This window comes from Fructobacillus broussonetiae, from assembly GCF_018437275.1.
GTDB lineage: Bacteria > Bacillota > Bacilli > Lactobacillales > Lactobacillaceae > Fructobacillus > Fructobacillus broussonetiae.
Genome location: NZ_JAAMFK010000002.1, coordinates 160,886 through 185,189 on the forward strand (window position 1 = coordinate 160,886; position 24,304 = coordinate 185,189).

General features: G+C 46.5%; 20 protein-coding genes. 18 read left to right on the forward strand and 2 right to left on the reverse strand.

Annotated elements, in window-relative coordinates; translation table 11 throughout:
- Nucleotides 1–221 precede the first annotated feature (221 nt).
- Genes G6R29_RS02385 through G6R29_RS02395 form a run of 3 tightly spaced genes read left to right on the forward strand, consistent with a single transcriptional unit; the run spans nucleotide 222 to nucleotide 3,134 of the window.
- On the forward strand, nucleotides 222–1,187 hold the full coding sequence (locus G6R29_RS02385) for a ribose-phosphate diphosphokinase (protein ID WP_213808764.1): 966 nt from the start codon (nucleotides 222–224) through the stop codon (nucleotides 1,185–1,187).
- Nucleotides 1,188–2,141, forward strand: coding sequence for an SGNH/GDSL hydrolase family protein (locus G6R29_RS02390; RefSeq protein ID WP_213808765.1), 954 nt, complete (start codon nucleotides 1,188–1,190; stop codon nucleotides 2,139–2,141).
- Nucleotides 2,142–3,134, forward strand: coding sequence for an aldo/keto reductase (locus tag G6R29_RS02395; RefSeq protein WP_213808766.1), 993 nt, complete (start codon nucleotides 2,142–2,144; stop codon nucleotides 3,132–3,134).
- Between the two features lie 46 nt (nucleotides 3,135–3,180).
- Here the strand turns inward: G6R29_RS02395 and G6R29_RS02400 are convergent, their stop codons facing one another.
- The gene (locus tag G6R29_RS02400) at nucleotides 3,181–3,741 is read right to left on the reverse strand and encodes a YiiX/YebB-like N1pC/P60 family cysteine hydrolase (protein WP_213808767.1); all 561 of its coding nucleotides are present in this window, start codon (nucleotides 3,739–3,741) and stop codon (nucleotides 3,181–3,183) included.
- Nucleotides 3,742–3,894: 153 nt separating this feature from the next.
- On the opposite strand from G6R29_RS02400, the gene brnQ reads away from it, so the two are divergent.
- Nucleotides 3,895–5,277: a branched-chain amino acid transport system II carrier protein gene (gene brnQ / locus G6R29_RS02405; RefSeq protein WP_213808768.1), complete on the forward strand. Its 1,383-nt coding sequence runs from the start codon at nucleotides 3,895–3,897 to the stop codon at nucleotides 5,275–5,277.
- Between the two features lie 152 nt (nucleotides 5,278–5,429).
- Here the strand turns inward: brnQ and G6R29_RS02410 are convergent, their stop codons facing one another.
- Nucleotides 5,430–6,380 (reverse strand): sugar-binding transcriptional regulator, encoded by a 951-nt coding sequence (locus tag G6R29_RS02410; RefSeq protein ID WP_213808769.1) that lies wholly within the window; start codon nucleotides 6,378–6,380, stop codon nucleotides 5,430–5,432.
- 282 nt (nucleotides 6,381–6,662) lie between these two features.
- Between G6R29_RS02410 and G6R29_RS02415 the strand changes: the two genes are divergently transcribed.
- From G6R29_RS02415 to G6R29_RS02480, 14 genes are all read left to right on the forward strand, one after another.
- The gene (locus G6R29_RS02415) at nucleotides 6,663–7,811 is read left to right on the forward strand and encodes an NAD(P)-dependent malic enzyme (RefSeq protein ID WP_213808770.1); all 1,149 of its coding nucleotides are present in this window, start codon (nucleotides 6,663–6,665) and stop codon (nucleotides 7,809–7,811) included.
- 6 nt (nucleotides 7,812–7,817) lie between these two features.
- The gene (gene citC, locus G6R29_RS02420; RefSeq protein ID WP_213808771.1) at nucleotides 7,818–8,882 is read left to right on the forward strand and encodes a [citrate (pro-3S)-lyase] ligase; all 1,065 of its coding nucleotides are present in this window, start codon (nucleotides 7,818–7,820) and stop codon (nucleotides 8,880–8,882) included.
- Nucleotides 8,872–9,165: a citrate lyase acyl carrier protein gene (citD, locus tag G6R29_RS02425; protein ID WP_213808772.1), complete on the forward strand. Its 294-nt coding sequence runs from the start codon at nucleotides 8,872–8,874 to the stop codon at nucleotides 9,163–9,165. Before citC ends, citD begins: the two co-directional genes overlap by 11 nt.
- On the forward strand, nucleotides 9,165–10,076 hold the full coding sequence (gene citE / locus G6R29_RS02430) for a citrate (pro-3S)-lyase subunit beta (protein WP_213808773.1): 912 nt from the start codon (nucleotides 9,165–9,167) through the stop codon (nucleotides 10,074–10,076). The genes citD and citE overlap by 1 nt, the downstream gene beginning before the upstream one ends.
- A complete protein-coding gene (gene citF / locus G6R29_RS02435) occupies nucleotides 10,066–11,604 on the forward strand; it encodes a citrate lyase subunit alpha (protein ID WP_213808774.1) in 1,539 nt (512 codons plus the stop codon). Before citE ends, citF begins: the two co-directional genes overlap by 11 nt.
- A gap of 202 nt (nucleotides 11,605–11,806) precedes the next feature.
- Nucleotides 11,807–13,216 (forward strand): citrate lyase holo-[acyl-carrier protein] synthase, encoded by a 1,410-nt coding sequence (gene citX / locus G6R29_RS02440; RefSeq protein ID WP_213808775.1) that lies wholly within the window; start codon nucleotides 11,807–11,809, stop codon nucleotides 13,214–13,216.
- A 55-nt stretch (nucleotides 13,217–13,271) separates the two neighbouring features.
- Nucleotides 13,272–14,060, forward strand: a complete 789-nt coding sequence (locus G6R29_RS02445; protein WP_213808776.1) for an alpha/beta fold hydrolase — start codon at nucleotides 13,272–13,274, stop codon at nucleotides 14,058–14,060.
- Between the two features lie 62 nt (nucleotides 14,061–14,122).
- On the forward strand, nucleotides 14,123–15,436 hold the full coding sequence (locus G6R29_RS02450; protein WP_213808777.1) for a 2-hydroxycarboxylate transporter family protein: 1,314 nt from the start codon (nucleotides 14,123–14,125) through the stop codon (nucleotides 15,434–15,436).
- Nucleotides 15,437–15,606: 170 nt separating this feature from the next.
- On the forward strand, nucleotides 15,607–16,917 hold the full coding sequence (locus G6R29_RS02455; protein ID WP_213808778.1) for a 2-hydroxycarboxylate transporter family protein: 1,311 nt from the start codon (nucleotides 15,607–15,609) through the stop codon (nucleotides 16,915–16,917).
- Nucleotides 16,918–17,210: 293 nt separating this feature from the next.
- A complete protein-coding gene (locus G6R29_RS02460) occupies nucleotides 17,211–18,701 on the forward strand; it encodes a DUF1542 domain-containing protein (protein WP_213808779.1) in 1,491 nt (496 codons plus the stop codon).
- A complete protein-coding gene (locus G6R29_RS06625; RefSeq protein WP_213808780.1) occupies nucleotides 18,634–19,920 on the forward strand; it encodes a DUF1542 domain-containing protein in 1,287 nt (428 codons plus the stop codon). Before G6R29_RS02460 ends, G6R29_RS06625 begins: the two co-directional genes overlap by 68 nt.
- 310 nt (nucleotides 19,921–20,230) lie before the next feature.
- A complete protein-coding gene (locus G6R29_RS02470) occupies nucleotides 20,231–21,823 on the forward strand; it encodes a hypothetical protein (protein ID WP_213808781.1) in 1,593 nt (530 codons plus the stop codon).
- Entirely contained in the window at nucleotides 21,823–22,116 is a 294-nt protein-coding gene (locus G6R29_RS02475) for a hypothetical protein (protein WP_213808782.1), read from the forward strand. The genes G6R29_RS02470 and G6R29_RS02475 overlap by 1 nt, the downstream gene beginning before the upstream one ends.
- 612 nt (nucleotides 22,117–22,728) lie before the next feature.
- Nucleotides 22,729–24,207 carry an ABC transporter substrate-binding protein/permease gene (locus tag G6R29_RS02480; protein ID WP_213808783.1) on the forward strand — a complete coding sequence of 493 codons (1,479 nt, stop codon included), beginning with the start codon at nucleotides 22,729–22,731 and terminating at the stop codon, nucleotides 24,205–24,207.
- Nucleotides 24,208–24,304: the final 97 nt, after the last annotated feature.

Here is a 24,304-nt window from a genome sequence, read left to right on the forward strand (position 1 = left end):
AGCTCACGCCTTATGATTTTATGCCCCAATAGCCCTCAATCTTTTGTATAATGAAAGCAGTATAGCGAGTGGGTGCTTGCTTGGCATGGAAGCTTAAACCACGGTCGACTTTTCCTAGAAAAAGGGGCCGCCGGCGTGAAACAACAAGCACGTCCGGGTTTGACTTTTAAAGCCACAGCCACCACAAACACTCAACCGATAATTAGAATTCAGGAGCCATTATGACTGCCAATCCAGAATTTCGTCTTTTTGATTTAGGAATGAACCCCGAGTTCACGCAAAAGATTGCGGACCAGCTCGGTGTGCCAGTTTCACCCGTTGACGTGAAGCAATTTGCTGACCACGAAATCTACGAACGCATCGTTGAATCCGTTCGTGGAATCGACGTTTACGTCGTGGCCCCAATCGCGGATCCGGTGAACGACAGCTTCATGAAGTTGATGATTTTCATCGACGCTGCCAAGCGCACGTCTGCTAAGTCCATCAACGTGGTCGTACCATACATGGGTTACGCCCGTTCCGACCGCAAGACGCGCTCACGTGAACCAATCTCAGCCCGTTTGGTGGCCAACATGTTGCAGTCACAACGCGTGAAGCGCGTGATGACGATGGACCTCCACACGCCGCAGGTGCAGGGATTCTTTGACATCCCAGTCGACCACTTGATCGCCATGCCCGCCCAAGTTGACTTCTTGGAAAAAGAGGGCACGGTTGGCGAAGACGTTGTCTGCGTTGCCTCCGGTCCATCAACGTTGAAGTTGGTTCGCCGCTTGGCCGAAGAAATCGGTGCCCACTGGGCCATCATCGATTCCGACCGTGATCCAAACACCGAAGCCCGCGTGACGGGGAAGGTGGAAGGGCTCCACGCCATCATCGTGTCTGACATGATTGATACCGGTCAGACGACCATCAAGGCCGCTTCTGCGGTTAAGAAGGCCGGCGCCTCATCCATTGACGCCTTGACCACGCACCCCGTTTTGTCAGGGGACACGGCCCAAAAGTTGCAGGAATCGGACTTGGACCGCGTAATTGTGACCGACACAATCAATGTGCCAGAACGTAAGAACTTTGATGAGTTGCAGACGATTTCGGTCGCCCACCTCTTTGCCGCTGGTATCCAGCGCGTGATTGAACACCGCTCAATGGCGGACGTCTTGAAGTCGAATGGAACACGAAAGGAAGGATAAATGAACGCATCATTTCACCTTCTTTTTTCACCCGAATGGTCGGTACTTGATGACCAAGCGGGGATGATCACTTCCCAGTACGGGGCGTACTTGGCCTTTGAGTCAAAGCACGCGGGTCAATTGACCTTGCACTTGCATGACGCCTATCCGGACTTGACCTGGACGTTGACCGTCGATGGTCAGGATAAGGAAACGGTGCTTGCAAACGAGGACACCGTGGCCGTGCAGCTACCAGCAGGCGCGCACAGCTACGTGCTGACGCTGAACCAGTGGGCGACCGGACAAGTTGCCTTCTGGCGGACCGGTCTCATCGTAAAAGACCTGAGCTGGTCTGGTGAGAGCGAGTTGGAACCCACCCTGCCACGCGATGACGGCAAGGGTGACGTGGAAGATGGCGCCACGCCTTACATCACCTTCGTTGGGGATTCCATTGTGGCGGGGGAGTGCATGGTTGGCTCTGCCCACGATGAGCACCAACCAACGCAGTCGTTTCCAGCTCTGGTCGCCAGTGCAATGAAGCAACCGTTGAACCGCATTGCATACGGCGGTACGGGGCTTACCACGGCTGCCCCTTTCCAGGAGCCAAAGGCGATTGACGCCTTGTGGCGAGTGGGAGAGGACGTGCCACGACGGCGAGTGCACACGAACAAGGTTGTGGTGGCATACGGTTTGAATGACGGGAATTACGGGGCGGACGCCTCTGATTTCGCATTCGGACTGCGGGTCTACTTGCTGGAACTAGTCAAGCGCTTCCACGGGGCTGACTTTTACCTGCTCACGCCGTGGACCGGTGCTTTTTCGGAAATCTTTGAAGCAGAAGCGGCGCGCTTTGACTGCTTCAAGGTCATCGAGACGAAGGACTGGGACATCCAGACGAGGCCGCACCACCCTGATCCAAAGGACCACCAAAAGATTGCAAATGAATTATTGACGTACCTGAAGGAGGAAAACTAGATGGTTTACCAAGCAGCAGAAGATCGTTACGAAAAGCTTCCATACCGCCGAGTGTCAGACTCAGGTTTGATTGTGCCGGCCGTGTCATTCGGCCTCTGGCGAAACCTCGGGGATACGATGCCTTTGGAAAACTCACGAAAGGTGATGTTGAAGGCCTTCGATTCAGGAATTTTCTCATTTGATAACGCCTTTAACTACGGGCCAAACAACGGAACGGCGGAAGAGACTTTCGGACAGGTTTATAAGTCTGATTTGAAGCCTTACCGTAACGAATTGGTGATTACGACGAAGGCCGGTTACCACATGTGGCCGGGACCTTTGGGTGAGTTCTCTGGGCGCAAGACGTTGATTAACGCCTTGGATACGTCACTTGAGAAGATGAACCTTGATTACGTGGACATCTTCTACGCGCACCGTTACGATCCAAACACGAACTTGGAAGAAACGGCCCGGGCCTTGGACCACTTGGTGAAGCAGGGAAAGGCGCTCTACGTTGGGGTGTCAAACTACAACGCGGAACAGACGAAGGCGATTGCTGAGATCTTTAAGGACTTGGGAACGCCTTTCATCGGTAACCAGGTGTCATACAACATGTTGAACCAGCAGGAAAAGGAATCTGGAATGTTGGACATTTTGGATGAGCACCACGCGGGATTGTTCGCATACGGACCGTTGGCGGAAGGCTTGTTGACCGACCGTTACTTGGACGGCATTCCGGATAACTTTCCAATCCACAAGACGAACGGCTTCCTCTTTGATCAGGGAAAGGACGTGTTGGTGGAAAAGCTGAACGCGTTGAATGACTTGGCAAAGGGCCGAAACCAGACGATTTCTCAGATGTCATTGGCTTGGTTGTTGCAAGACAAACGAGTGGCATCTGTGGTGATTGGAACGTCATCGGTGGACCACTTGGAGGACAACTTGGAATTTACGAAGAACTTGGACTTCACGGCCGACGAAATGGCTCAGATTGAAAAGATTATTAAGGGCTAAAGCCCAAAACAAAAAAGACCGCTCCCTAATCGGAGCGGTCTTTTTTTCACAACGAAGCGATGCACTGCCAGTCCTCACCAGCCAGCAAGGAGTTTGGCGACGACCCGAGGTCGGCTGTTGGCACCTCACGGCCCAATTTGGCGTAGTATTCCTTCCATTCTGGTAACACCGTGCCGTTCGGGCCAAAGGCGAGGGGCGTTTCTTTAAAGATGTCCTCACCCTTAAAGGAAGCCGTGACCAACTGTGAACAGTAGAATCCAGGATCTTCTTGAAAGAAGCCGTGGTTGTAGGGCTTTCCCACCTGAGCGCGGGCAAAAGATAACACAGAAACGATGTCCTTGAAATCCTTTTGGTAGCGGTAGACGTCGATTCGGCCGCGATGCTCTGAAAGGAAATTATCAAAAGTGCCGGTAACAACCCCGTCGTCACCGGTGGCTTCAATCACGTAGATCGCCGCGCTTTCTTCCTTTTCTTCTACATCGACCATTGCAACGTGACTGTAGGTGACATCCTGGCCAGCCCGCTTGGTTGACTCGGCAATTGATTGGTCTAGCCCATCATCGTCGGAACGTACAAAGAGCAGGTTCCCTTTTAAAAGTGATAACATCAGTCCTTTCTCCTTACCAATAAGAATAGCAGAAAATCCGCCTAGACCAGTTGTTAATTTTTGGCCCAGTTCCTCTAGCGGCAAGGGGAAAAAGAGGGTACAATTGATAGATGTGAACAAAGTTGACTAATCTAGATTAATGGAGAGTCTCAAATGGAAAAAAAGCTTACTTGGCGCCAGAACTTACTAATGGTGTCCCTGATCTTCGGAATGTTTTTCGGAGCAGGAAACTTAATTTTCCCAATTCACTTGGGACAAATTGCCGGGGCTGCTTGGGGAAAAGCAACCTTCGGATTTATTTTATCAGCGGTCTTGCTTCCGCTGTTGGCCTTAGTGGCCTTGGGTGTGACGCGGTCGAAGTCCGTGTTTGACCTCATCAAGCCCTTGGGCGAAAAGACGTCCATCGTGTTTGTTGTGATTTTGCACTTGTGCTTGGGACCACTTGTTGTTGCCCCACGTACCGCAACGGTGGCTTACTCGTTTTCACTTGAAAACTGGTTGCCGGCGGGTGCACAGCAAATCGGTTTGGCTATTTTCTCATTCTTTTACTTCATCTTGGTCTACTGGGCCTGCTTGAAGGCGGACAGCATTACGTCCGTAATTGGAAAGTACTTGAACCCAGCCTTCCTGGTTTTGCTTGCGGTTGTCTTCATCTTGGCCCTTGTATGGCCAATGGGTGACTTGCACCAGCACGTGCAAAGCGCTTATCAGTCAAGCCCCTTGTTGTCTTCAGCCATTGAAGGATATAACACGGTCGATGCCTTGGCTTCCCTTGTGCTGGGGGTTGCCATTGTGCACGCCATTGAAAACATGGGTTACAAGAAGCCAGCTCACGTGGCGAAGATCATCGTGAAGACGGGAACCTGGGCCTTGATTGGCTTGTCACTCGTTTACGTTGGCTTGATTCTCTTGGGAACGTCATCCCTTGGAAAGGTTGACCCATCCATTAACGGGGCGATTGCCTTGACGCAGATTATGACGAACTACTTTGGTTCGTTTGGGCACTACTTCTTGGCTGTGATGGGACCAATTGCCGTGTTTACGACGGCGATGGGGGAATCATCATCGTTGGCCCACGATTACCACCGGGCATTCCCAAAGGTTTCGTATGAAAAGTTCTTGGCCTTCGCTGTGATTTTGGCCTTCTTGGTCGCCTTGCTCGGCTTGGACAAAATCATCGAATGGGCGGAACCCGTGCTCATGATCATGTACCCAGTGGCCATCGTTTTGGTTTTCTTGAACCTCGTGTCGCCATGGATTGGACGTAAGCGTCCGCTCTTTAACTGGATGATTGGACTGACGTTGATTGGTTCAATCGGTGACGGTTTGACGCAGGTGCCATTTGCAAAGATGCTCGGCGGATTCGTTTCCTACACGCAAAACGGTGTGACGACGGTTGGTTGGTACCAGGCGCACTTGCCGCTCGCCAGCCAAGGATTCTCATGGACGCTCTTCGCTTTGGCGGGATTGATCATTGGTTCAATCCACTGCATGGTAACGAAGCCTGCCTCGGTTGATGAAAAGGGCATTGCTTAAGATTTGGATTTGAAAAATTTTAAGAAAACGGCGGCTTCCGCCGCCTTCAAAACGCCTAACTTATAATGAACAATTTCTTAAATAAGATATAGAAAAAGCGCTACAGTTTCTTATACTGTAGCGCTTTTTTTGTATTGCTTTTTCAGTTGAAATTACTTTGCGTCAGCTTCGTTCAAGATGCGGTAAGCCAATGATTCGGACATGATCAAATCAGTCAAGAAGTTTCCGCGCAAGGCACCGATGGCTGCCTGGGACTTTGACTTTGAACGAATCACTCCGATTCGCTTGTTAACTGACAAAATCGTGTTCATTGGCAAACCAACCGTCTTATCGGAATCCGCGTTCAAGATTTTCCCGTTGATGTCGTATGGGCGCCCAAAGATCATTCCGGCAATTTCACCCAAGCGAACGTCAGGGAAGAGACGGTTCAAGTTTTGGTTCCAAATGGCGATGGATTCAAGTGATTGAATGGTACCAAGACCAGTCAACAACGTATCCATGTCCTTTGCAACATCAAGGGTGTTCTTGATTGAAACGGCTTCGTACAAACCGTTTCGAACATTGTCATCTGACAAGTAGAGGGGAGCTGGCAAGGTTAAGAACTCACCAGAAACCTTTTTGGCTGCACGTTCAACGATGCGGACGGAACCGGCCGTTGAGTTGTACTTCATGTTTTCACCAACGAACTGGGTGAACTTGATGTGTTCCAATGGGTTTGACGTGATGGCGTCAATCAAGGCGTACATCGTTTCTCCCCAGGTCATTCCAACAACGTGCGTGTCCTTTTCAAGGTGCTTCACAACGAAGTTAGCGGCGTAGTTTGAAAGTAATTCTTCGGTGGCCGTTGCCGTGGCATCATCTTGAATGATGTAGCAGGCCGTCTTTGGGAACTTTTCTTTAAAGACTTGTTCCAATTGAGAATTACGGGAGGCCGTTGACGCGATTTCGATTTTAACAATTCCAGTTTTTACGGATTCGGTCAAGTACTTATTAATTAAGTAGCGAGAGACTTGGTACTTCTCAGAAATCTCTCCGAAAGACATCTTATTTAGGTAGTAGTCCTCGGCGATTTGAGCAAGCAAGCTTGGATCAGTCGTTGGCATAATAATCCTCTTTATATATATTTGTTTTCTGATGAATATTTATGTAACAAAATATTACAGAATGATAAGAATAGTCTACACATTTTTCTATATTTTTGCAATATATATAGTAAATTTTCGATTTATATTACTAATTTAGAAATCGCAAATCTTTTAAAAAATTAAAAAAGAAGTAAAAAGTAACTGTTTTTACAAAAATATCAACGATAATTCTTTACTTCACAAGCGAAATCTTTTACAATGTACTTGTATCTTTTATCAGCAAATAAAAGGAGGCCATTAATGGTTGATATGAACGAAGTGCAACAAATGCACGAAGAACACACTGGTGTTTTGGAAGTTAACGGAACTTTCGATATTAAGACACCATCTGATTTAGGTAAGGCATACACGCCTGGTGTTGCTGGTTTGGCTAAGGATATCGAAGCAAACCCAGCCGACAAGGCAAAGTACACGATGTCAGGTAAGTTGATTCCAGTGATCACGGACGGTTCTGCTGTCTTGGGTCTTGGAAACGTCGGACCTGGTGCCGGTTTGCCAATCGTCGAAGGAAAGGCCTTGATTTACAAGTCCTTTGCTGGCGTTGATGCCATTCCAATGGCATTGAACCAAGAATCAATCGATGACATCGTGACGACGATTAAGACGATGTCACCATCCTTTGCTGGTATTCACTTGGAAGACATCGCGGCTCCACGTGTCTTCGAAATCGAACGCCGCTTGTCAGAAGAATTAGACATGCCTGTCTACCACGATGACCAAACTGGAACGGCCATCGTTGTATTGGCAGGTTTGATCAACGCCGCTAAGGTTGCTGGTAAGGAATTGAAGGACTTGAAGGTCGTTATTAACGGTATCGGTGCTTCAGGTGTTGCCACTGCTAAGTTGCTTTTGGCCGCAGGAATTAAGCACCAAACACTCGTTGATATCAACGGTGTTGTTCGTCCTGACGACGAAGGTTACAACAGCTTCCAACGTGAATTGGCCGACTCAGTTGACCAAGTTCCTGGAAAGACTTTGGATGACGTAATCGAAGGGGCTGACGCCTTCATCGGTTTGTCAGACGCCAAGGTATTGTCACAAGACCAAGTAAAGAAGATGGCTGATAACCCAATCGTCTTCGCATTGGCTAACCCAGTTCCTGAAATTGACCCAGACGAAGCAAAGGCTGCTGGTGCAGCTGTTACGGCCACTGGTTCATCACAATGGCCTAACCAAGTGAACAACGTCTTGGTCTTCCCAGGATTGTTCAAGGGACTTTTGGCTTCAGGTTTGAAGCACGTTGACATGGACCTCCAAGTGAACGTTGCACACGGACTTGCCAACCTCGTTGATGATGTTAACGCCGACAAGATCGTGCCAGGCGTATTCGAAGACGGTGTTGTTGAAGCGGTAACGAACGCAGTATTGGACTACGCAAAGAAGGCTTAATTAAACATGGCTGAAACGATTCAAGAACTCTACCTCCACAACCCAATGATTAAAAAACGTTGGGAGAACTTCTTGAAGGACCGTGGTATCACGGTGTTTGCTGATCAGGAAGTTGACACGATTGATCAGACAATTGGACTTTTTGATGAACAGGACAACCTGGTTGGAACTGGTTCCATCGCGGGTAAGACCATCAAGTACATCGCCGTTTCTGACGATGGCTCAGGTGAGTCTGGTTCACGCTTTAATCAACTGGTTTCAGCCTTGGAGATGAAGCTGGCAGAAGCCGGTCATTTTCAAATCTTTGTCTTTACAAAGCCCCAGTACGAAACGAGTTTTCAGCACGTCGGCTTTAACACCTTGGCAAAAACTGATTACGGTCTGATTCTTGAAAAGGGAACGCCAAACATTGACACCTACCGCAAGGGCTTGCCCCAAAAACCGGAAGGTGCCAAGAGTACGGTGGCCATCGTGATGAACGCCAATCCCTTTACGAAGGGACACCGGTACTTGGTTGAAAAGGCAGCAAAGGAAAACGACTGCGTGTACGTCTTTGTTGTGAACCAAGACGTATCACTCTTTACCACACAAGAAAGAACGCAGCTGGTTGAAGAAGGAACGAAGGACTGGGATAACGTGCTTGTCGCCAACGGTGGTGACTACATGGTTTCTTATTTGTCTTTCCCCGCTTACTTCATTAAAGACCAAGACAACGCCATCAAGTACCAAACCGCTTTGGATGCTTCTTTGTTTAAGAACCAGTTGGCAAAGCCACTAGGTATCCAAACGCGTTATCTCGGGACGGAACCAACGTCTCACACTACTAATCTTTATAACGAAACGCTCAAAACCATCCTGCCACCTGAAGTAGATGTAAAAGAAATTCCACGTCTAACTGCCGGTAGCGGGCAGAATGTGGTTTCGGCAAGAGAGGTCCGGGCTTTGATTAAGGACGGTTCCATTGAGCCTTTGGCACAGTATGTGCCTGAGACAACGGCGAACTTTATCAAAGAAAACCTTGACTTGTTGCAGAAGCGAATTTTGAAAGGACAGAAAATCAATGGAAATTAAGCAAACAGCCATGGCTGGTACGCTGGAATCATCTGATATCCAAATCGTATTGAGCCAAGGTTCAAATGGCATCGAATTTGATCTTACGTCAGACGTAATGAAGCAATTCGGTGACGACATCAAGCAAACAATCGAAGATGTCTTGAAGGCATTTAAGATCGACTCAGCCATGGTAAAAGTGGTTGACAAGGGGGCTTTGACGCCTGTCATTAAGGCACGTGCCATCACGGCTTGCCAACGTGCCTTGGACATGAAAGATCAACCACAATGGGAGGTGCTCTAATGGCTGCAGATGAACGACTACGCCGAACAATGATGTTCGTTCCTGGTAACAACCCAGGTTTGATTAAGGACGCCGGAATCTTCGGTGTTGACTCAATCATGTTTGATTTGGAAGATGCCGTTTCAATGACGGAAAAGGATTCAGCCCGTTACTTGGTCTACGAAGCATTGCAGACTTTTGATTACGGAAACGCTGAATTGGTTGTTCGTATCAACGGATTGGACACGCCATTCTACGAAAACGATATCAAGGCCATGGTTAAGGCTGGTATCGACGTTATCCGTTTGCCAAAGACGGAATCAGCAGAAATGATTCACCAATTGGAAAAGTTGGTTGAAGATGCTGAAAAGGAATTCGGTCGCGAAGTTGGTTCAACGAACTTGATGGCTGCCATCGAATCAGCTATGGGTGTCGTTAACGCCTACGAAATCGCTTCAGCTTCTGATCGTATGATCGGAATCGCTTTGTCAGCCGAAGATTACACGACTGACATGAAGACGCACCGTTACCCAGACGGAAAAGAATTGGAATACGCACGTAACGCTATCTTGCACGCTGCCCGCGCTGCTAAGATTGCTGCCTTCGATACTGTCTTCACGAACTTGGATGACATGGAAGGCTTCGTTCGCGAAACTGAATACATCAAGCAACTCGGATTCGATGGTAAGTCATTGATTAACCCTCGTCAGGTTGCTCCTGTTAACAAGGTTTACGCACCTACTCAAAAGGAAGTTTTGAACGCTCAAAACGTGATGGCTGCTATCGAAGAAGCTAAGCGTAAGGGTTCAGGTGTTATCGCCATGAACGGTCAAATGGTTGACCGCCCTGTTGTTTTGCGTGCAGAACGCGTTATGAAGTTGGCTAAGGCTAACAATTTGCTCGATGCGGAGGGAAATTACATTGAAAAATAATGTCAACCGGGAAATCCCCGATCAAATTTTGAACGATTACAACTACGAAGGATTCAAGTCAGCCGAATTCGGTAACCCTGAAATCCAACGTGTTGCACCTAAGGTAACGGCCCAAACTGGTCCTTCAAAGATTGTTGAATCAGTTAAGAAGGTTGTTGCTGACACGCTTGAAGATGGAATGACGATTTCATTCCACCACCACTTCCGTGAAGGAGACTACGTCTTCAACATGGTTATGCGTGAAATCATCGACGCTGGTTACAAGAACTTGACGTTGGCACCTTCATCATTGACGAACGTCATGAACGACATCGTTGTTGAAGCCATCGAAAAGGGAACTGTAACGAACATCACGTCATCTGGTATGCGTGGTTCATTGGGAGACGCCGTATCACACGGTGCCTTGGAAAACCCTGTTATCTTCCGTTCACACGGAAACCGTGCCCGCGCCATCGAATCTGGTGAAATCAAGATTGACGTTGCCTTCTTGGGTGTACCAAACGCTGACGAAATGGGTAACGCCAACGGTATGAACGGAGACACTGCCTTTGGTTCATTGGGTTACGCTTTGATTGATGCGCAATACGCTGACAAGTTGGTCTTGTTGACGGATAACTTGATGCCATACCCAAACACGCCTGCTTCAATCAAGCAAACGCAAGTTGACTACGTGGTTAAGGTAGACGAAGTTGGTAACCCTGACAAGATCGGTTCAGGTGCTACTCGTTTCACGAAGGACCCTAAGGAACTTCAAATCGCCCAAATGGTTAACGATGTTATCGTTAACTCACCATACTTCAAGCAAGGATTCTCATTCCAGACTGGTTCTGGTGGGGCTGCCTTGGCCGTTACGCGTTTCTTGCGTAAGGCAATGATTGAAAACCAAATCAAGGCATCATTTGCTTTGGGTGGAATCACGAAGCCAACGGTTGACTTGTTGAACGAAGGATTGGTTGAACGCATCATGGACGTTCAAGACTTCGATAAGGGTGCTGCTTCATCAATGAAGAACTCACCTAACCAACAAGAAATCGATGCATCATGGTATGCTGACCCAGCTAACAAGGGTGCCATGGTTGATAAGTTGGATGTTGCCATCTTGTCTGCTTTGGAAATCGACACGAACTTCAACGTTAACGTTATGTCAGGTTCTGACGGTGTTATCCGTGGAGCCATCGGTGGTCACCAAGACGCCGCTACTGCTAACTTGACGATCATTTCTGCACCACTTGTACGTGGACGTATTGCAACGATCGTTCCTGAAGTGACGACGGTTATCACGCCAGGTGAATCAATCGATGTTGTTGTTACGGAATTGGGTATCGCAATTAACCCTAAGCGTAAGGACTTGATTGACTCATTGTCAAAGGTTCCTGGTTTGCCAATCTTCTCAATCGAAGAATTGCAACAAAAGGCCGAAAAGATGGTTGGCGCTGCCAAGCCATTGGAATTCACTGACCGCGTTGTTGCGCTGGCTGAATACCGTGACGGTTCTTTGATCGACGTTATCAAGCAAGTGAAGGACTAATCTTCTTCATTAAAAGGGCCAGTTTCTAACTGGTCCTTTTTGCTTACTAAGTCAGGTCTGGACTATAGTCCAGCCTTGGCGTACATATGAGGGTATGGCCAAAGCCCTATACCATACGGTGGCCTAAACGGTAGAATTTCTTTTGAAATAAGAATATCTCTGCTATATTAGAATATATACAAACTTAGGTAGGAGACGATTTATGAGTCTTTTGGAAAACGTATTTGCAGGAGGAGAGACGGTCACGTTAGACAGCGTGCTCGAAAACCGCGAATGGCGGTCAAATCTGCAAAAGCAATTGGAAGAAAAGCACCCGCACGACACGATTTTAGCCATCAAGCTAAACATTCCAGGTGCCATTAAGAATAGTCCTGCCTTAAAACAACTCTTTACGGCCGGATGGCGGATTTTTATGGCGCGCTTGTCCTTCTGGCCAGTGCGTTACGTAAAGGTTCTAAAAGACCGTGTGACGGGTCCTGAAGGATTCTTAGTGGTTGCGGGTCCGATTACCGAAGTGAAGAAGGAAGCGATTCGCTTTGAACAGCACTTCTTCTTAGGCCGTCTCTTTGACATCGACGTCATGGCGAAGAATCAGGATGACTACCAGTTGTCCCGTCAGGCTTTGGGCTTTAGCCCACGTACTTGCCTTGTCTGTGATGAAAACGCAAAGCTATGTGCGCAGACGCAAAAACACGATTTGGAAGAACTCCAAACGGCCGTCAATGACTTTTACCAGGAATACTTCGTAAAAGACCCTGTCATCCCAGCCTGGGATAAGAAGGCGGTTGTGAACGCCGCACTTTTTGCCTTCTTGGCCGAGGCCTCAACGACGCCAAAACCAGGTCTCGTTGATCCTGCTTCCGTTGGTTCACATAACGATATGGACATCTTCTCGTTCATCGATTCCTCCATTTCGTTGGAAGGGTACTTTGGATCCTGCTTTGATGCCGGACGTGAATTTCATGGTAGCGATTTGAAGGCTTTGCTTTTGAAGATTCGCCCTTCTGGTATTCGCGCAGAGGAGGCGATGTTTATCGCCACCGACGGCGTGAACACGCATAAGGGAGCCATCTTTACCGTCGGCATCTTCTTAGCCGCCTACGGTTATGCGAGTCGTAACTATCAGGATCCATCTTTGTCCTTTGTCTTGGACGTGGTGGCTCAGATGGGCGCAGACCTCGTGGCAAAGGAACTGGCACAAGAAAGCGTACACGACATGACGGCCGGAAAGAAGCAGTATGAAGAGTACCGTTTTACCGGTGTTCGTGGTGAAGTTGCTGGTGGCCTGGTTCCACTTGAAAAAGTCGGCTTGCCTGAACTTCGACGGAGCTCGGGGGACACCAATGCCCGCCTTTTGAACGCCCTCATGCACTTAGCAGCGAACATCAACGACTCAACGTTGATAAAGCGTTCAAAAAATCCCGAGATTCAAAAGAAAATGGCTGAATACTCACAGAAGTTCTTTGAACTTGGTGGGGCGGATAGCGATGCCGGAATGGCGTACTTGAAGGAGCTCGACGAAGCCTTCATCAAGGAAAACCTCTCCATTGGTGGCGCGGCAGACTACTTAATCTTGACGGCCCTGGTTGGGCGGTTAACTGGCTTAATCTAATCAATTAAAAAGACCGTCACTCGTTGGCGGCTTTTTTTCAATAAAGGAGACGAACATGGCATTTTTTAAGACAACGGATGGTGTTTCAATTAATTATGAAGACCGCGGTGGGGAAGGGCCGGTTGCGGTCTTGCTCTCAGGCTTTTCTGGTATTCAAGCAGAATGGGTTTACCAAATCGAAGCCCTACAAGAAAAGGGCTTTCGGGTCGTGACGATGGACTGGCGTAGCCACGGTCGTTCACAACGAACGTCAAAGAACCTCCGAATTGGTCGTTTGGCCGCTGACCTTCGTGAATTGGTGTTGAAGCTTGATTTGCAGGATATGACTCTTGTTGGACACTCCATGGGTGGGGCTGCTATTTTTGCTTACTTGTCACTCTTTGGTGAAGATCGAGTAAAAAAGGTAGTTGTCATCGATGAATCACCTAAACTTTTGAATGATTCTGAATGGTCAGCCGGACTCTTGAACATGAATTGGAATACTTTCCTTGTGATGGTCAACACTTTCATTCATCAAAAGCTCACATACTCACCCGTTTCTGAAAGTTTAAAAGATAACTTGCAGAAGGAAAAAATGGCTTATCCATTTGATTTTGATTTAGCTGTTCCGCTTTTAAAAAATCACCTTTTGGAAGATTGGCGCGAGAACATTTACGATTTAAAGGCACCAATGCTTTACGTAGCAGGAGCAAAAAGCCCGTTGTTTAGGGATTCTTACTACCAGGAATTCGAAGGATTATTTGGAGAAAATGATCAATTGACCGTGATTGAAAATGTGGGACACCTGCCTCACATCGAAAAGCCTGAAAAATTTAATGAAGAATTTTTCAAATTTATAATGTAAACCTTCACAATATATGTTATATTATTCAAGTGAAATAATTATATAACTGAGGTTTAGTAATCATGTCAGAAAACGAAACAAGCCCAAAGGGCTTCTTTGGAAAATTTGAGAATAAACTCAATATTGATGGGATTGGCGGAATCGCCTTCATCATCATGTTGATTATTCTTGTAGGTGTTATGCAATTGGGGGCCTTCCCTAAGAACATGATGGGGGCACTCTTCATCATGGTCAGCTTGGGTGGTATTTTGTACTACTTGGGTGCGAACCTTCCAATTGTTAAGACGTACTTGGGTGGTGGATCTGTCTTCACCACGATGGTTGGTGCCGTTCTTTCAGGAACGGGTGTCGTGCCACACTCAACGGTCGTAACGGTTAAGTCATTCATGACTGGAACCAACTTCTTGGAATTCTACATTGTGTCTTTGATTATCTCAGCCATCTTTAAGATGGACCGTAAGATGGTTTTGAAGGCCGCTGTTCGTTTCTTGCCAGTTGCGTTCTTGACGTTGATCATCACGTTCTTCATCGTCGGTGGTGTTGGAACGGTGCTTGGACTTAGTTTCCAACACACGTCACTCTTCATCACCTTCCCAATGATGGCTGGTGGTGTTGGTGCCGGAATCGTACCATTGTCAACGATTTACGGTGCAGCCATGCACGTCCCATCAGGACAAATCTTGTCACAACTTTTCCCACCACTTGTTTTGTCTAACTTGTTGGCCATCATCGTTGCTGGATTGATTTCAGAAAACACGAAGGGCTCAAAGTTGAACGGTAACGGTGAATTGTTGAAGCAAGACAGCCATGGTGAAGTGAAGGGTGTTGAACCTGCTCACTTGGATAAGCAACAATTGCTTGTTGGTATGATGACGGCCATCTCCTTCTACATGATTGGATCAACGTTGCACAAGTTGATTCCTTCAATTAACTCATTTGCCTTCTTGATCTTGCTTGCCATCATCATCAAGGCTTTGGGAATCGTGCCACACTACTATGAAGAATCAGTCGTTATGTTTGGACAGTTGGTTGTCAAGACGTTGACGCACGCCATCTTGGCCGGTGTTGGTCTTGCTTTGCTTGACTTGTCATCACTTCTTTCAACGTTCTCATGGGCATTGGTTATCTGTGTTATCGTTTCAATCATCTCAGTAACGTTCTTTGGTGGTTTGCTTGGTAAGCTCTTTGGCTTCTACCCAGTTGAATCAGCAGTTACTGCTGGATTGGCTAACAACTCAATGGGTGGAACTGGAAACGTTGCCGTTTTGTCAGCTGCCAACCGGATGAACTTGATGGCCTTTGCACAGATGGGTAACCGTATCGGTGGAGCCATCGTCTTGGTTATCGCTGGATTCTTGATTACCATCTGGGGTTAAGATTTAAAAACAATTAAATTTTTTCAATAAGAGTTGCCTCGTAAAGGGGCGACTCTTTTATTTTTATTTAAGAATGCGACGATTTCTGGAATTTGTAGCTTAAAAATTGAGTTAGCTGGTGTTATACTATTCCAGGTATTGCCAAAAAAGAATAAATACAGGAGTGTATTATGTCTGAACAAAATTCAGAAAACGGTCTTTTTGCAAAGATCAATGAAAAAGTTCAAGTGACTAATATCGGTGGAGTAGCCTTCAGTTTGATGTTGCTTCTCTTGATTGCCGTATTGAGCTTGAACGCATTGCCTAAGAACATGGGTGGTGCATTGTTTGCCTTGGTTATCCTTGGAGGAGTTTTCTTCTTCGTAGGTAACAACACACCAATCTTGAAGTCATACTTGGGTGGTGGTTCTGCCTTGGCCGTTGTTGCTGGTTCAGCAATGACTGCTATGGGAATGGTTCCTGCACCTGCAGTTGCTGACATCAAGTCATTTATTTCCAACACGAACTTCTTGGAATTCTACATTGTGGCTTTGATTTGTTCAGCTATCTTGAAGATGGACCGTGACTTGTTGTTGAAGTCAGCTGTGCGTTTCTTGCCAGTTGCCTTCGGTGCGATGATTATTGCCTTCTTCGTTACCTCATTTGCTGGAATGGCAATGGGATTCAGCTTCAAACACGCTGCCTTGTACATCTCATTCCCAATGATGGCTGGTGGAATTGGTGCGGGAATCGTGCCACTTTCTGCTTCATATGCTGGTGCTTTGCACCAATCAGCCGGTGACATCTTGAACCAATTGTTCCCAGCCGTTGTTATCGCCAACTTGTTGGCCATCATCGGTTCATCACTTTTGGTTAAGTTCACGGCTAAGTCAAAGATGAACGGACAAGGTCAATTGTTGAAGACTTCTGAAGACATGGGTTCAAAGAAGAAGGAAGAAGCACCTGCCATGAACAACAAGCAACTGTTGAACGGTATGATGGTTGCTTTGACGTTCTACATTATGGGAAACATCTTGTTCCACTTCATCCCACAGATTAACGCTTTCGCCTTCATGATCCTCTTGGTCATCTTGGCTAAGGCCTTCAACTTGGTTCCAAAGTTTTACGAACAATCAGCTGCTATGTTTGGTGGTATGATTACGTCAGCTACGACGCCAGCTTTGTTGGCTGGAATTGGTTTGGCACTTGTTGACATGAACAAGTTGCTCCAAACGGTTACTTGGCAATTGGTTGTCTGCTCATTGATCTCAGTTATCACAATCGGTATTGCTGGTGGTTTGCTTGGTAAGCTCTTCGGACTTTACCCAGTTGAATCAGCCATCGCCGGTGGTATGATTAACAACTCAATGGGTGGTACGGGTAACGTTGCTGTTTTGTCAGCTTCTGACCGTATGGGCCTCATCGCCTTTGCCCAAATGGGTAACCGAATCGGTGGTGCCATCATCTTGGTCTTGGGTGGATTGCTCATTACCATGATGTAATCATTTCAAAAGTCAAAGCCTTTCGCGGATGCGAAAGGCTTTTTTTGTGCTCAAATTTCTAATTGAGTTCTTTTGTTTGTGTATTTTAATCATCGCAACCTTATTAACAATGGTTCAAAATGGTTGGAAACGTTGATAATCGATATTTACGGGTCTGACTGGGGAAAACAACGCCGAAAAATTAGAATTGTTCTAGTCACAAACGTTAACTTTTTGTCATGGTAGTGGTAAAACAGAAATGGAGTAACTTTAAAAAATACGAGCATTTAATAAAAGATTGGAAGTGTTTTTTGATGCTCAAAGAACATAAGAAAATGTACAAGGCCGGTAAGAAATGGATGGTCATGGCCTTAACGTCCTTTGCCGTTATGGGCTCTTTTGCTGACGTCGCCGGTAACACTGTGCCATCGTTCATGCAAACGATGACGGCCTCCGCTGATCCTAATGGAACGGGTTCGACGGTAAATTCACCTGCCGTTGATCTACCAATTGCTGGTGGAACGGTTCACTTTGATAGTATCGAAGCGGCTCACGTCGGAAAAATGATGAACTTACCTCAGGAAAACGCGGTCATGACCGCACCTGACGGGGAAACCTTTGACTTTCAAGTTCGAAACGTCTTCGTTTACCTTGACGATGATGGAAACCTATACGCGCAGATGTTTGGTGCTGGTGAGTCACACTTCTACTTCACGATTCACGGCTTCCAGTGGGCCCCGGGAAATGAATTTCCTTCAGTCGACCTTCGTTGGAACAACTCCGATGGTCTCGGACACAACCACGACTGGGGTGATCGAGAATTGCCATTTACCAAATTAGCAAACGGTGATTATTTCAAGGACTGGGGCTTGGCTTCAACAAGCTACTACACCGATGCTGTGTGTGAGATTCGTTGGTCTTCGGTATTAAACCATAAGTATCAAAATGACTATGGTGACTATAAGGCGCCATACATTCGCTTTAGCACGGATGCAAAGCGTACAGCGGATATCGCACAACACAAGCAAGATATAACAGGTTCACAGGATGCCAAGGATTTGCGCCTTCCAGACTTGGACGACGCTGTTGCGAAGGCGAAGGCCAAGATCGACCAAAACGATGGTTTAACGAACCAACAAAAGACAGACCTGAAGAAGAAAATCGATACAGCTTATAACAATGCACAAGACAACGTTCACAAGGACTTCCGCGCATCAAATGTCAACTCCGATGTGGATGGTGGTGTGAATACGATTGATGACCTGGGTAACACGCCGGGTGTTGATATCCCAGGTGCTCGAAAGACGGCCATTAACGACTTGACGGACGAAGCCACCAAGATTAAGCAAAAGATTTCAGATGATAACGGTTTAACTTCTGATCAAAAGAAACAAGAAGACGGTCTTGTCGATACTGACTTAACCACTTACACCAACAAGATTAACGCCGATAAAAAAGCTGACGACATCAATAATGATGAAAGTGCTGGAATCACAAAAATTGACGGTGATTACACCGCAGGTAATTTGGATGCCTTGAAGGCAGCCAAGAAAAGTGCCTTGGACCAAACTGCACAAACAGTCATTAACAAGATAAACGCGGATAATACGCTGACTTCGACCGAAAAAACAAATCAAGTTAACCAGGTAACCGCTGACAAAAACGCTGCTGAAACCAAGATTGACAACGACACGACGGCCGACCAGGTTGTCTCGGATGCGAATGTTGATTTGAGCAGTGATTACAAGCCAGGTGATTCACTGGACAAGCAAAAAGGCGGATGCGAAGGCGAAAGTGGACGCTGAAGCGAAGAAAATTATCAACGATATTAATAATGATAAAACCTTGCCGGCTTCCGTTCGAAAAACGCAGATTGATACTGTGAATAGCGATGCAAAGACCGCAGATGATAATATTGATGCTGCTAAAGACGCTGACGAGATTAACACTGCTACGACTTCTGGTATGACAACAATTGATGGTGCCCACCAACCAGGTGAACCACTACCTGACCAGAAACGTGATGCCATTAATGCCTTGAAAGCTGAATTAGCCAAAATTATTTCAGATATTCAAGCCGATAACACATTAACAACTGCGGAGAAGAACACTCAGATTGCAAACGCAAAAGCCGATGAAGCCGCAGCTGAAACAAAGGTTAATAATGCGACGGATTCAGACGGTGTCACAACCGCCAAGAATAACGGTATGACAGCCATTGACGGTGCTGCCGAAAAGGCAAAGGCCGGAGTTGAAGCCAATGATGACTTGAACGCTGGGGAGAAGGCAAAGCAAAAGTCAGCCATTGACGAAGCAGCTGATAAGGCTAAGAATGACATCGACAAGTCTGAAGACGTTGAAGATGTTAAGAAGAAGGCCAAGGATGCTGTTGATAACATCGACGGCTTGAACGACGCCAAGAACGACGCTCACAAGTCAATTGATGGCGCTGCTGATGCAGCCAAGGCTAACATCGACGGCAATGCAAACTTGTCTGATGGAGAGAAGGCAGACCGTAAGCAAGCTATCGATGACGCTGCTAAGGGCATCAAGAACGATGTGGACGAAGCAACGACGGTTGATGACGTTAAGAATGCTGCTAACTCAGTTGACTTCAGCTCCATCACGGATGCTCCTGCAAAGCAAACTGACAACACTGATAACCAGAATGATGGTGGAAACACTAACAATGGTGGAAACGTCTTGCCAGCAACTGCAGGTGGATCAAACAACGGTGGAAACGTCTTGCCAACCACTGCAGGTGGAACAAACAACGGAGCAGGAAACAACGCTTCTGCAACGTTGCCTACAACTGCTGGTGGAGCCGACAATAGCGCCGACTCTAACTCAGCTAAGGATGACGCACAGTTGCCAACGACTGGTAGTGGAAAGAACAACAAGTCAAAGACTCGTGCTTCTAAGAACAACCACGATAACCACGTTGTAACTTGGAGCTTGCTCGCATTGCTCCTTGCAGCAGCTGCTGGGTTCATCGCTCGCCAAGTATTGCGTAAGAAGAAGTAATTACAGATTATTCTTTTGAATACAGAAGCGATAACTTTGATCCTCACGGATTAAGAAAAGGGCCACCCGAGAAATCGGGTGGCTTTTTTCGTTTTTATATAGCATGCATTTGTAACAATTGTAAAAGTTTTTGAATTTATGTGCTCTTATCAAAAAAAGTCATAAACACACTATCTGCAGTGTTTTTAAAGAATACACGGCGCTGACTACTTTTCGAGAATGAATCTATTATGTACGCCATGTTTCTTTTGTCACAGATATGATATAATTAATCCTATACAAAAAGTACAAATATAGGACATTTGCCCAGATGACTCGATTAAAGAAGAAAGACAACTTTAAAATGAACAAGGGAAGTAAAAAGTGGCTCCTTGCCTCGATTTCATCCTTTGCTTTTGTCACGATGACGTCTGCCGTTTCTGATATCGAAGTTTCTGGTGGCTTGCATTTTGGTGGTTACAGCCATGTTCATGCAGTCGATAAAAAAGATGGTGAAAAAGTTGACGATGGTGTTAAAAACGACTATGCCATGACCACTGAAAATTCACCAAAGGTTGCCTTCACACTTAATGGGCAACGTACAGACGTTAATAGCAGTGACGCTTATTTTACCTTTAACAGTATTGAAGACGCCCGCGTTGGTGCTTTCTTTGAAGAACTTCCTACTCGGCGCGCCATTGATTCCGATGGCTGGACATTAGACGTTACGCCTAAAAACGTATACGTTCGCGTTGATAATAGCGGGGCGATGCAAGTTAACTTTCTTGGAAATGGACAAGGATCATCGCTGACCTTTGTTGTCAAAAAAGATGGCGAAATTAACAAGGATATCAACGTTGCCATGCTCTGGGATAACCCCGGTAAGAAAACGATTGGTTCCTATGAAAAAGAGGTCAACGCACACATGTACGCTGTTAACAAGCGTGTTTGGCCTTTCCAATATTCTTATCCTGAAGATTCAAAGTTCTACCTTGCTTTGACAAGGGATAAAAACGAAGGGACGAAGAAGTCTGAAACCTTCCAGTCATTCTTAAAAGCCCGCGACAACAATGCCTTGAATGACAATTCAACCTTTGCCTACATGCCTGATTTCACCTTTACTGAAAGCAACAAGGCTCAAATGGTCGCCGAAGGGATGAAAGACATTACCTTCAAAGGTTCGGACGGCCTTTCATCACAGAAGCAAAAGGACGTTTTGATTCCCCGCGTTAAGCAGGCCTTAGCTCAAAGTATCGCTGCGATTAAGACAGATTCAAGTCTCTCTGACAGTGACAAGGACGCGATGGTTCAACAGCTGGATGCTGATGCGAACCAAACGATTGAAGACATCAAATTCAAAATGTTCCGAGCAACGGACATCGAATCCAAATTCAACGGTTGGTTTACACTCTTGAGGACCAACCTTGAAGCAAAGGGCTTGCACGTTGATTTTAAGTTCAACGATGGTGGTAAGTCAGAGGTTTTGCCTGATTCGTCAAACTCTGGCAATCAGACGGATGGTAAAGACGCAGAACGCTCTGACCAGAACAATTCGTCTACGACCGACTCAAACAAGACTGAGAATGCTGATGTTATAAATGAAGAAAAAGCAACTTTGCCTATTTCTCGGGTTGAAGCAGCAACTTTGCCTATTTCTCGGGTTGAAGAAAATGCGGCTTATGAAGCTGCGTCAAGTGCTCAAGCTTCTGCATCAGCAGATGCGCAGCTGCCAACAACAGCGCATCGTTCTACTAAGAGTGTTCGTAAGTTGACGAAGAGCCAATTGAAGTCAATCGCGATGAGCAAGTCAGCCCTTGAACGATTGGACAAGCCAAAGAACAAACCCGTTTGGGATGGCCTTGGTTTGGTCGGCATGTCTTCTATTGGTGTCCTCGGATTTAATTTCTTCCGCAGGCTAAAGTGATGAAAAAGGGATGGATTATTCCTTTCCTTGTGGCTTTCTTTTGCTGTCTGCCATTAAGCATGGAATCAGCATCGGCTGATCCTGTCTTGCCTGATACATACAACCCGGTCACAAACGACACGAGTGGTGGTACCGTTGTTGAACAAGATGAGTTGGCTCAAAAGAAAGCGGAAGCGAAAGATAAAGCAAAAAAGCAAAGGACACTGATTGAATCAATCGGTTTCGGCGCTCTGTGTGGTGCAACGTATCTGAGTTACGCGTTCATCAAAGAAAACAAAAAGAAACGAAAATAAACAATTTCTTGGATTAAGACGAGGCCTTGGCCTCGTCGTTTTTTTATACAGAAAAAAGCCACTACAATCTGTAGTGGCTTTCGAATCGAAAGCGTGCTTTTAGCTTTTCGGAGTATCGTTTAACATGTTTGGCTTGTCATTAAGGTTCAAGACGTGGAATAGGGTAATAATGGATATCTACTTTTGCTCTTGCTTTCGACGCTTTTATCATAGCAGATTTTTACCGCCATTCTTATGAACGTTTGGAATAATTGGACAGTGAGCACTTTTTACTGTGTTTGCCACAATGCAAAAAACAGCATTCTTTTTTCGGGCAAAGAATGCTGTCAATTGAAACGAAGAGGCCACAGAAAAATGAAAGTACTCGAGAAAGGAGGTGAGGCAAAGTCCTTTGACACCTGTTCTAGAGGAAAAGTTCGCCGGAGTTCTTGGAGTCGTTGAATGGCCTCTTCGCTTACATTATAAGGTGAGCAACATGAACAAAGAAAAGCTTTTTTCGGTATCTTTCAAAAGAGGATAGTAACTTGTCATCCTTTGCTTCCTGGCGTGACAAGAGCTTCTAATTTTTGTATAATTAATAAGTTAAATACGCTTAAATTAAGGACATCTTGCATGCTTAAACACACAAAGAAAAATTGGGCAACCGTCCTCGCTCTGCTGACGTTATTCTGCTCGTTCGTCTTGGCGCCTTTGGGTGCAACGGCCAACGTTCAAGCTGACAGTACGGATCCAGCCTTAGAAAAAATTCAAAAACAGGGCAAGCTGGTCGTTGGACTTTCCGCCGACTATGCCCCATATGAATTTCACACGCAAGAAAACGGAAAGGATAAAATCGTCGGGTTCGATGTTTCCTTGGCCGAAGCCATCGCCAAGAAATTGGGTGTAAAGCTTGAAGTGAAAGACATGGGAATGGACGCTTTGCTCGGTGCGATGAAGACTGGCAAAATCGACATGATTGTGTCTGGCTACTCCGCCACCGAAGACCGTAAGGCCCAGGTAGACTTCTCAAACGTTTACTTGAAGGCACCACAAACCATGTTGGTTTTGAAGAAGAACGCCAACAAGTTGAACTCCTTGTCCGCCTTTGACGGCAAGAAGGTTGGAGCGCAAACGCAAACCATCCAAGAAGACGTTGCCAAGTCCATCGACGGCGCTTCCGTTGTTTCCTTGCAGAAGTATCCGAACTTGATTTCGCAACTCTCACAGGGCCTTTTATCCGGTGTGGTTGCTGAAAAACCAATCGCGGATGCCTATGCCGAACAAAACAAGGACTTGAAGGTGATTAACCCTGGCTTCTCCGACGACACCACTGGTGCTTCCGCCGTTGCCATGCCTAAGAATTCACCAGCCTTGCAAGCCAAGGTGAACGACGTGATCAACCAAGTCACAACGGACGGTACTTTTTCCGGATGGCAAAAGAAGGCCAACAAGGCCATGCTTTCTGGTGAAGGCAAGTCCTACTGGGATAAGTATGGTCACTACTTCCTCTCCGGAACGTTCATCACCTTGGCCTTGGCCGTTTTGGCCGTGCTGATTGGTACCACGTTGGGAACCGTCTTCGCCCTCATGAAGTTGTCTTCCGTCTTCTTGTTGAAGGCCATCGGTAACATCTACGTGGAATACGTTCGTGGAACGCCTTTGCTTGTTCAAGCCTTCATGGTGTTCTTCGGGGCCCAGGCGCTTGGTTTGAACCTTTCAGCCTTTGCTTCCGGTGCTTTGGCCATGGGGTTGAACTCGGCGGCCTACGTTGCTGAAATCATCCGTTCTGGTATCGAATCCGTTCCAAACGGTCAGATGGAAGCCGCTCGTTCACTTGGCTTCACGAAGAACCGCTCCATGCGCTTAATCATCTTGCCACAGGCCGTGCGCACGATCCTGCCAGCGCTTGGTAACGAATTCGTAAATGTCATCAAGGAAGGTTCCGTTATCTCCGTTATCGGAGTCGGCGAATTGATGTACGAAACGTCAGTCGTCCAAGGTGCCTCCTTTGAACCGTTCATCCCGTTGATGATTACGTCACTGATTTACTTCGTTTTGACGTTCTCCATCTCACGGGCCCTTGGCTTCGTTGAACGTAAGATGAAACGCTAAGAATTGTTTATTAAAAAAGCTCGACACAAGACAGTGCTCGTATGTCAATAAGTTAGACACTTTTTTTACATCACTAGGTTCGATTCATAGGTATGAA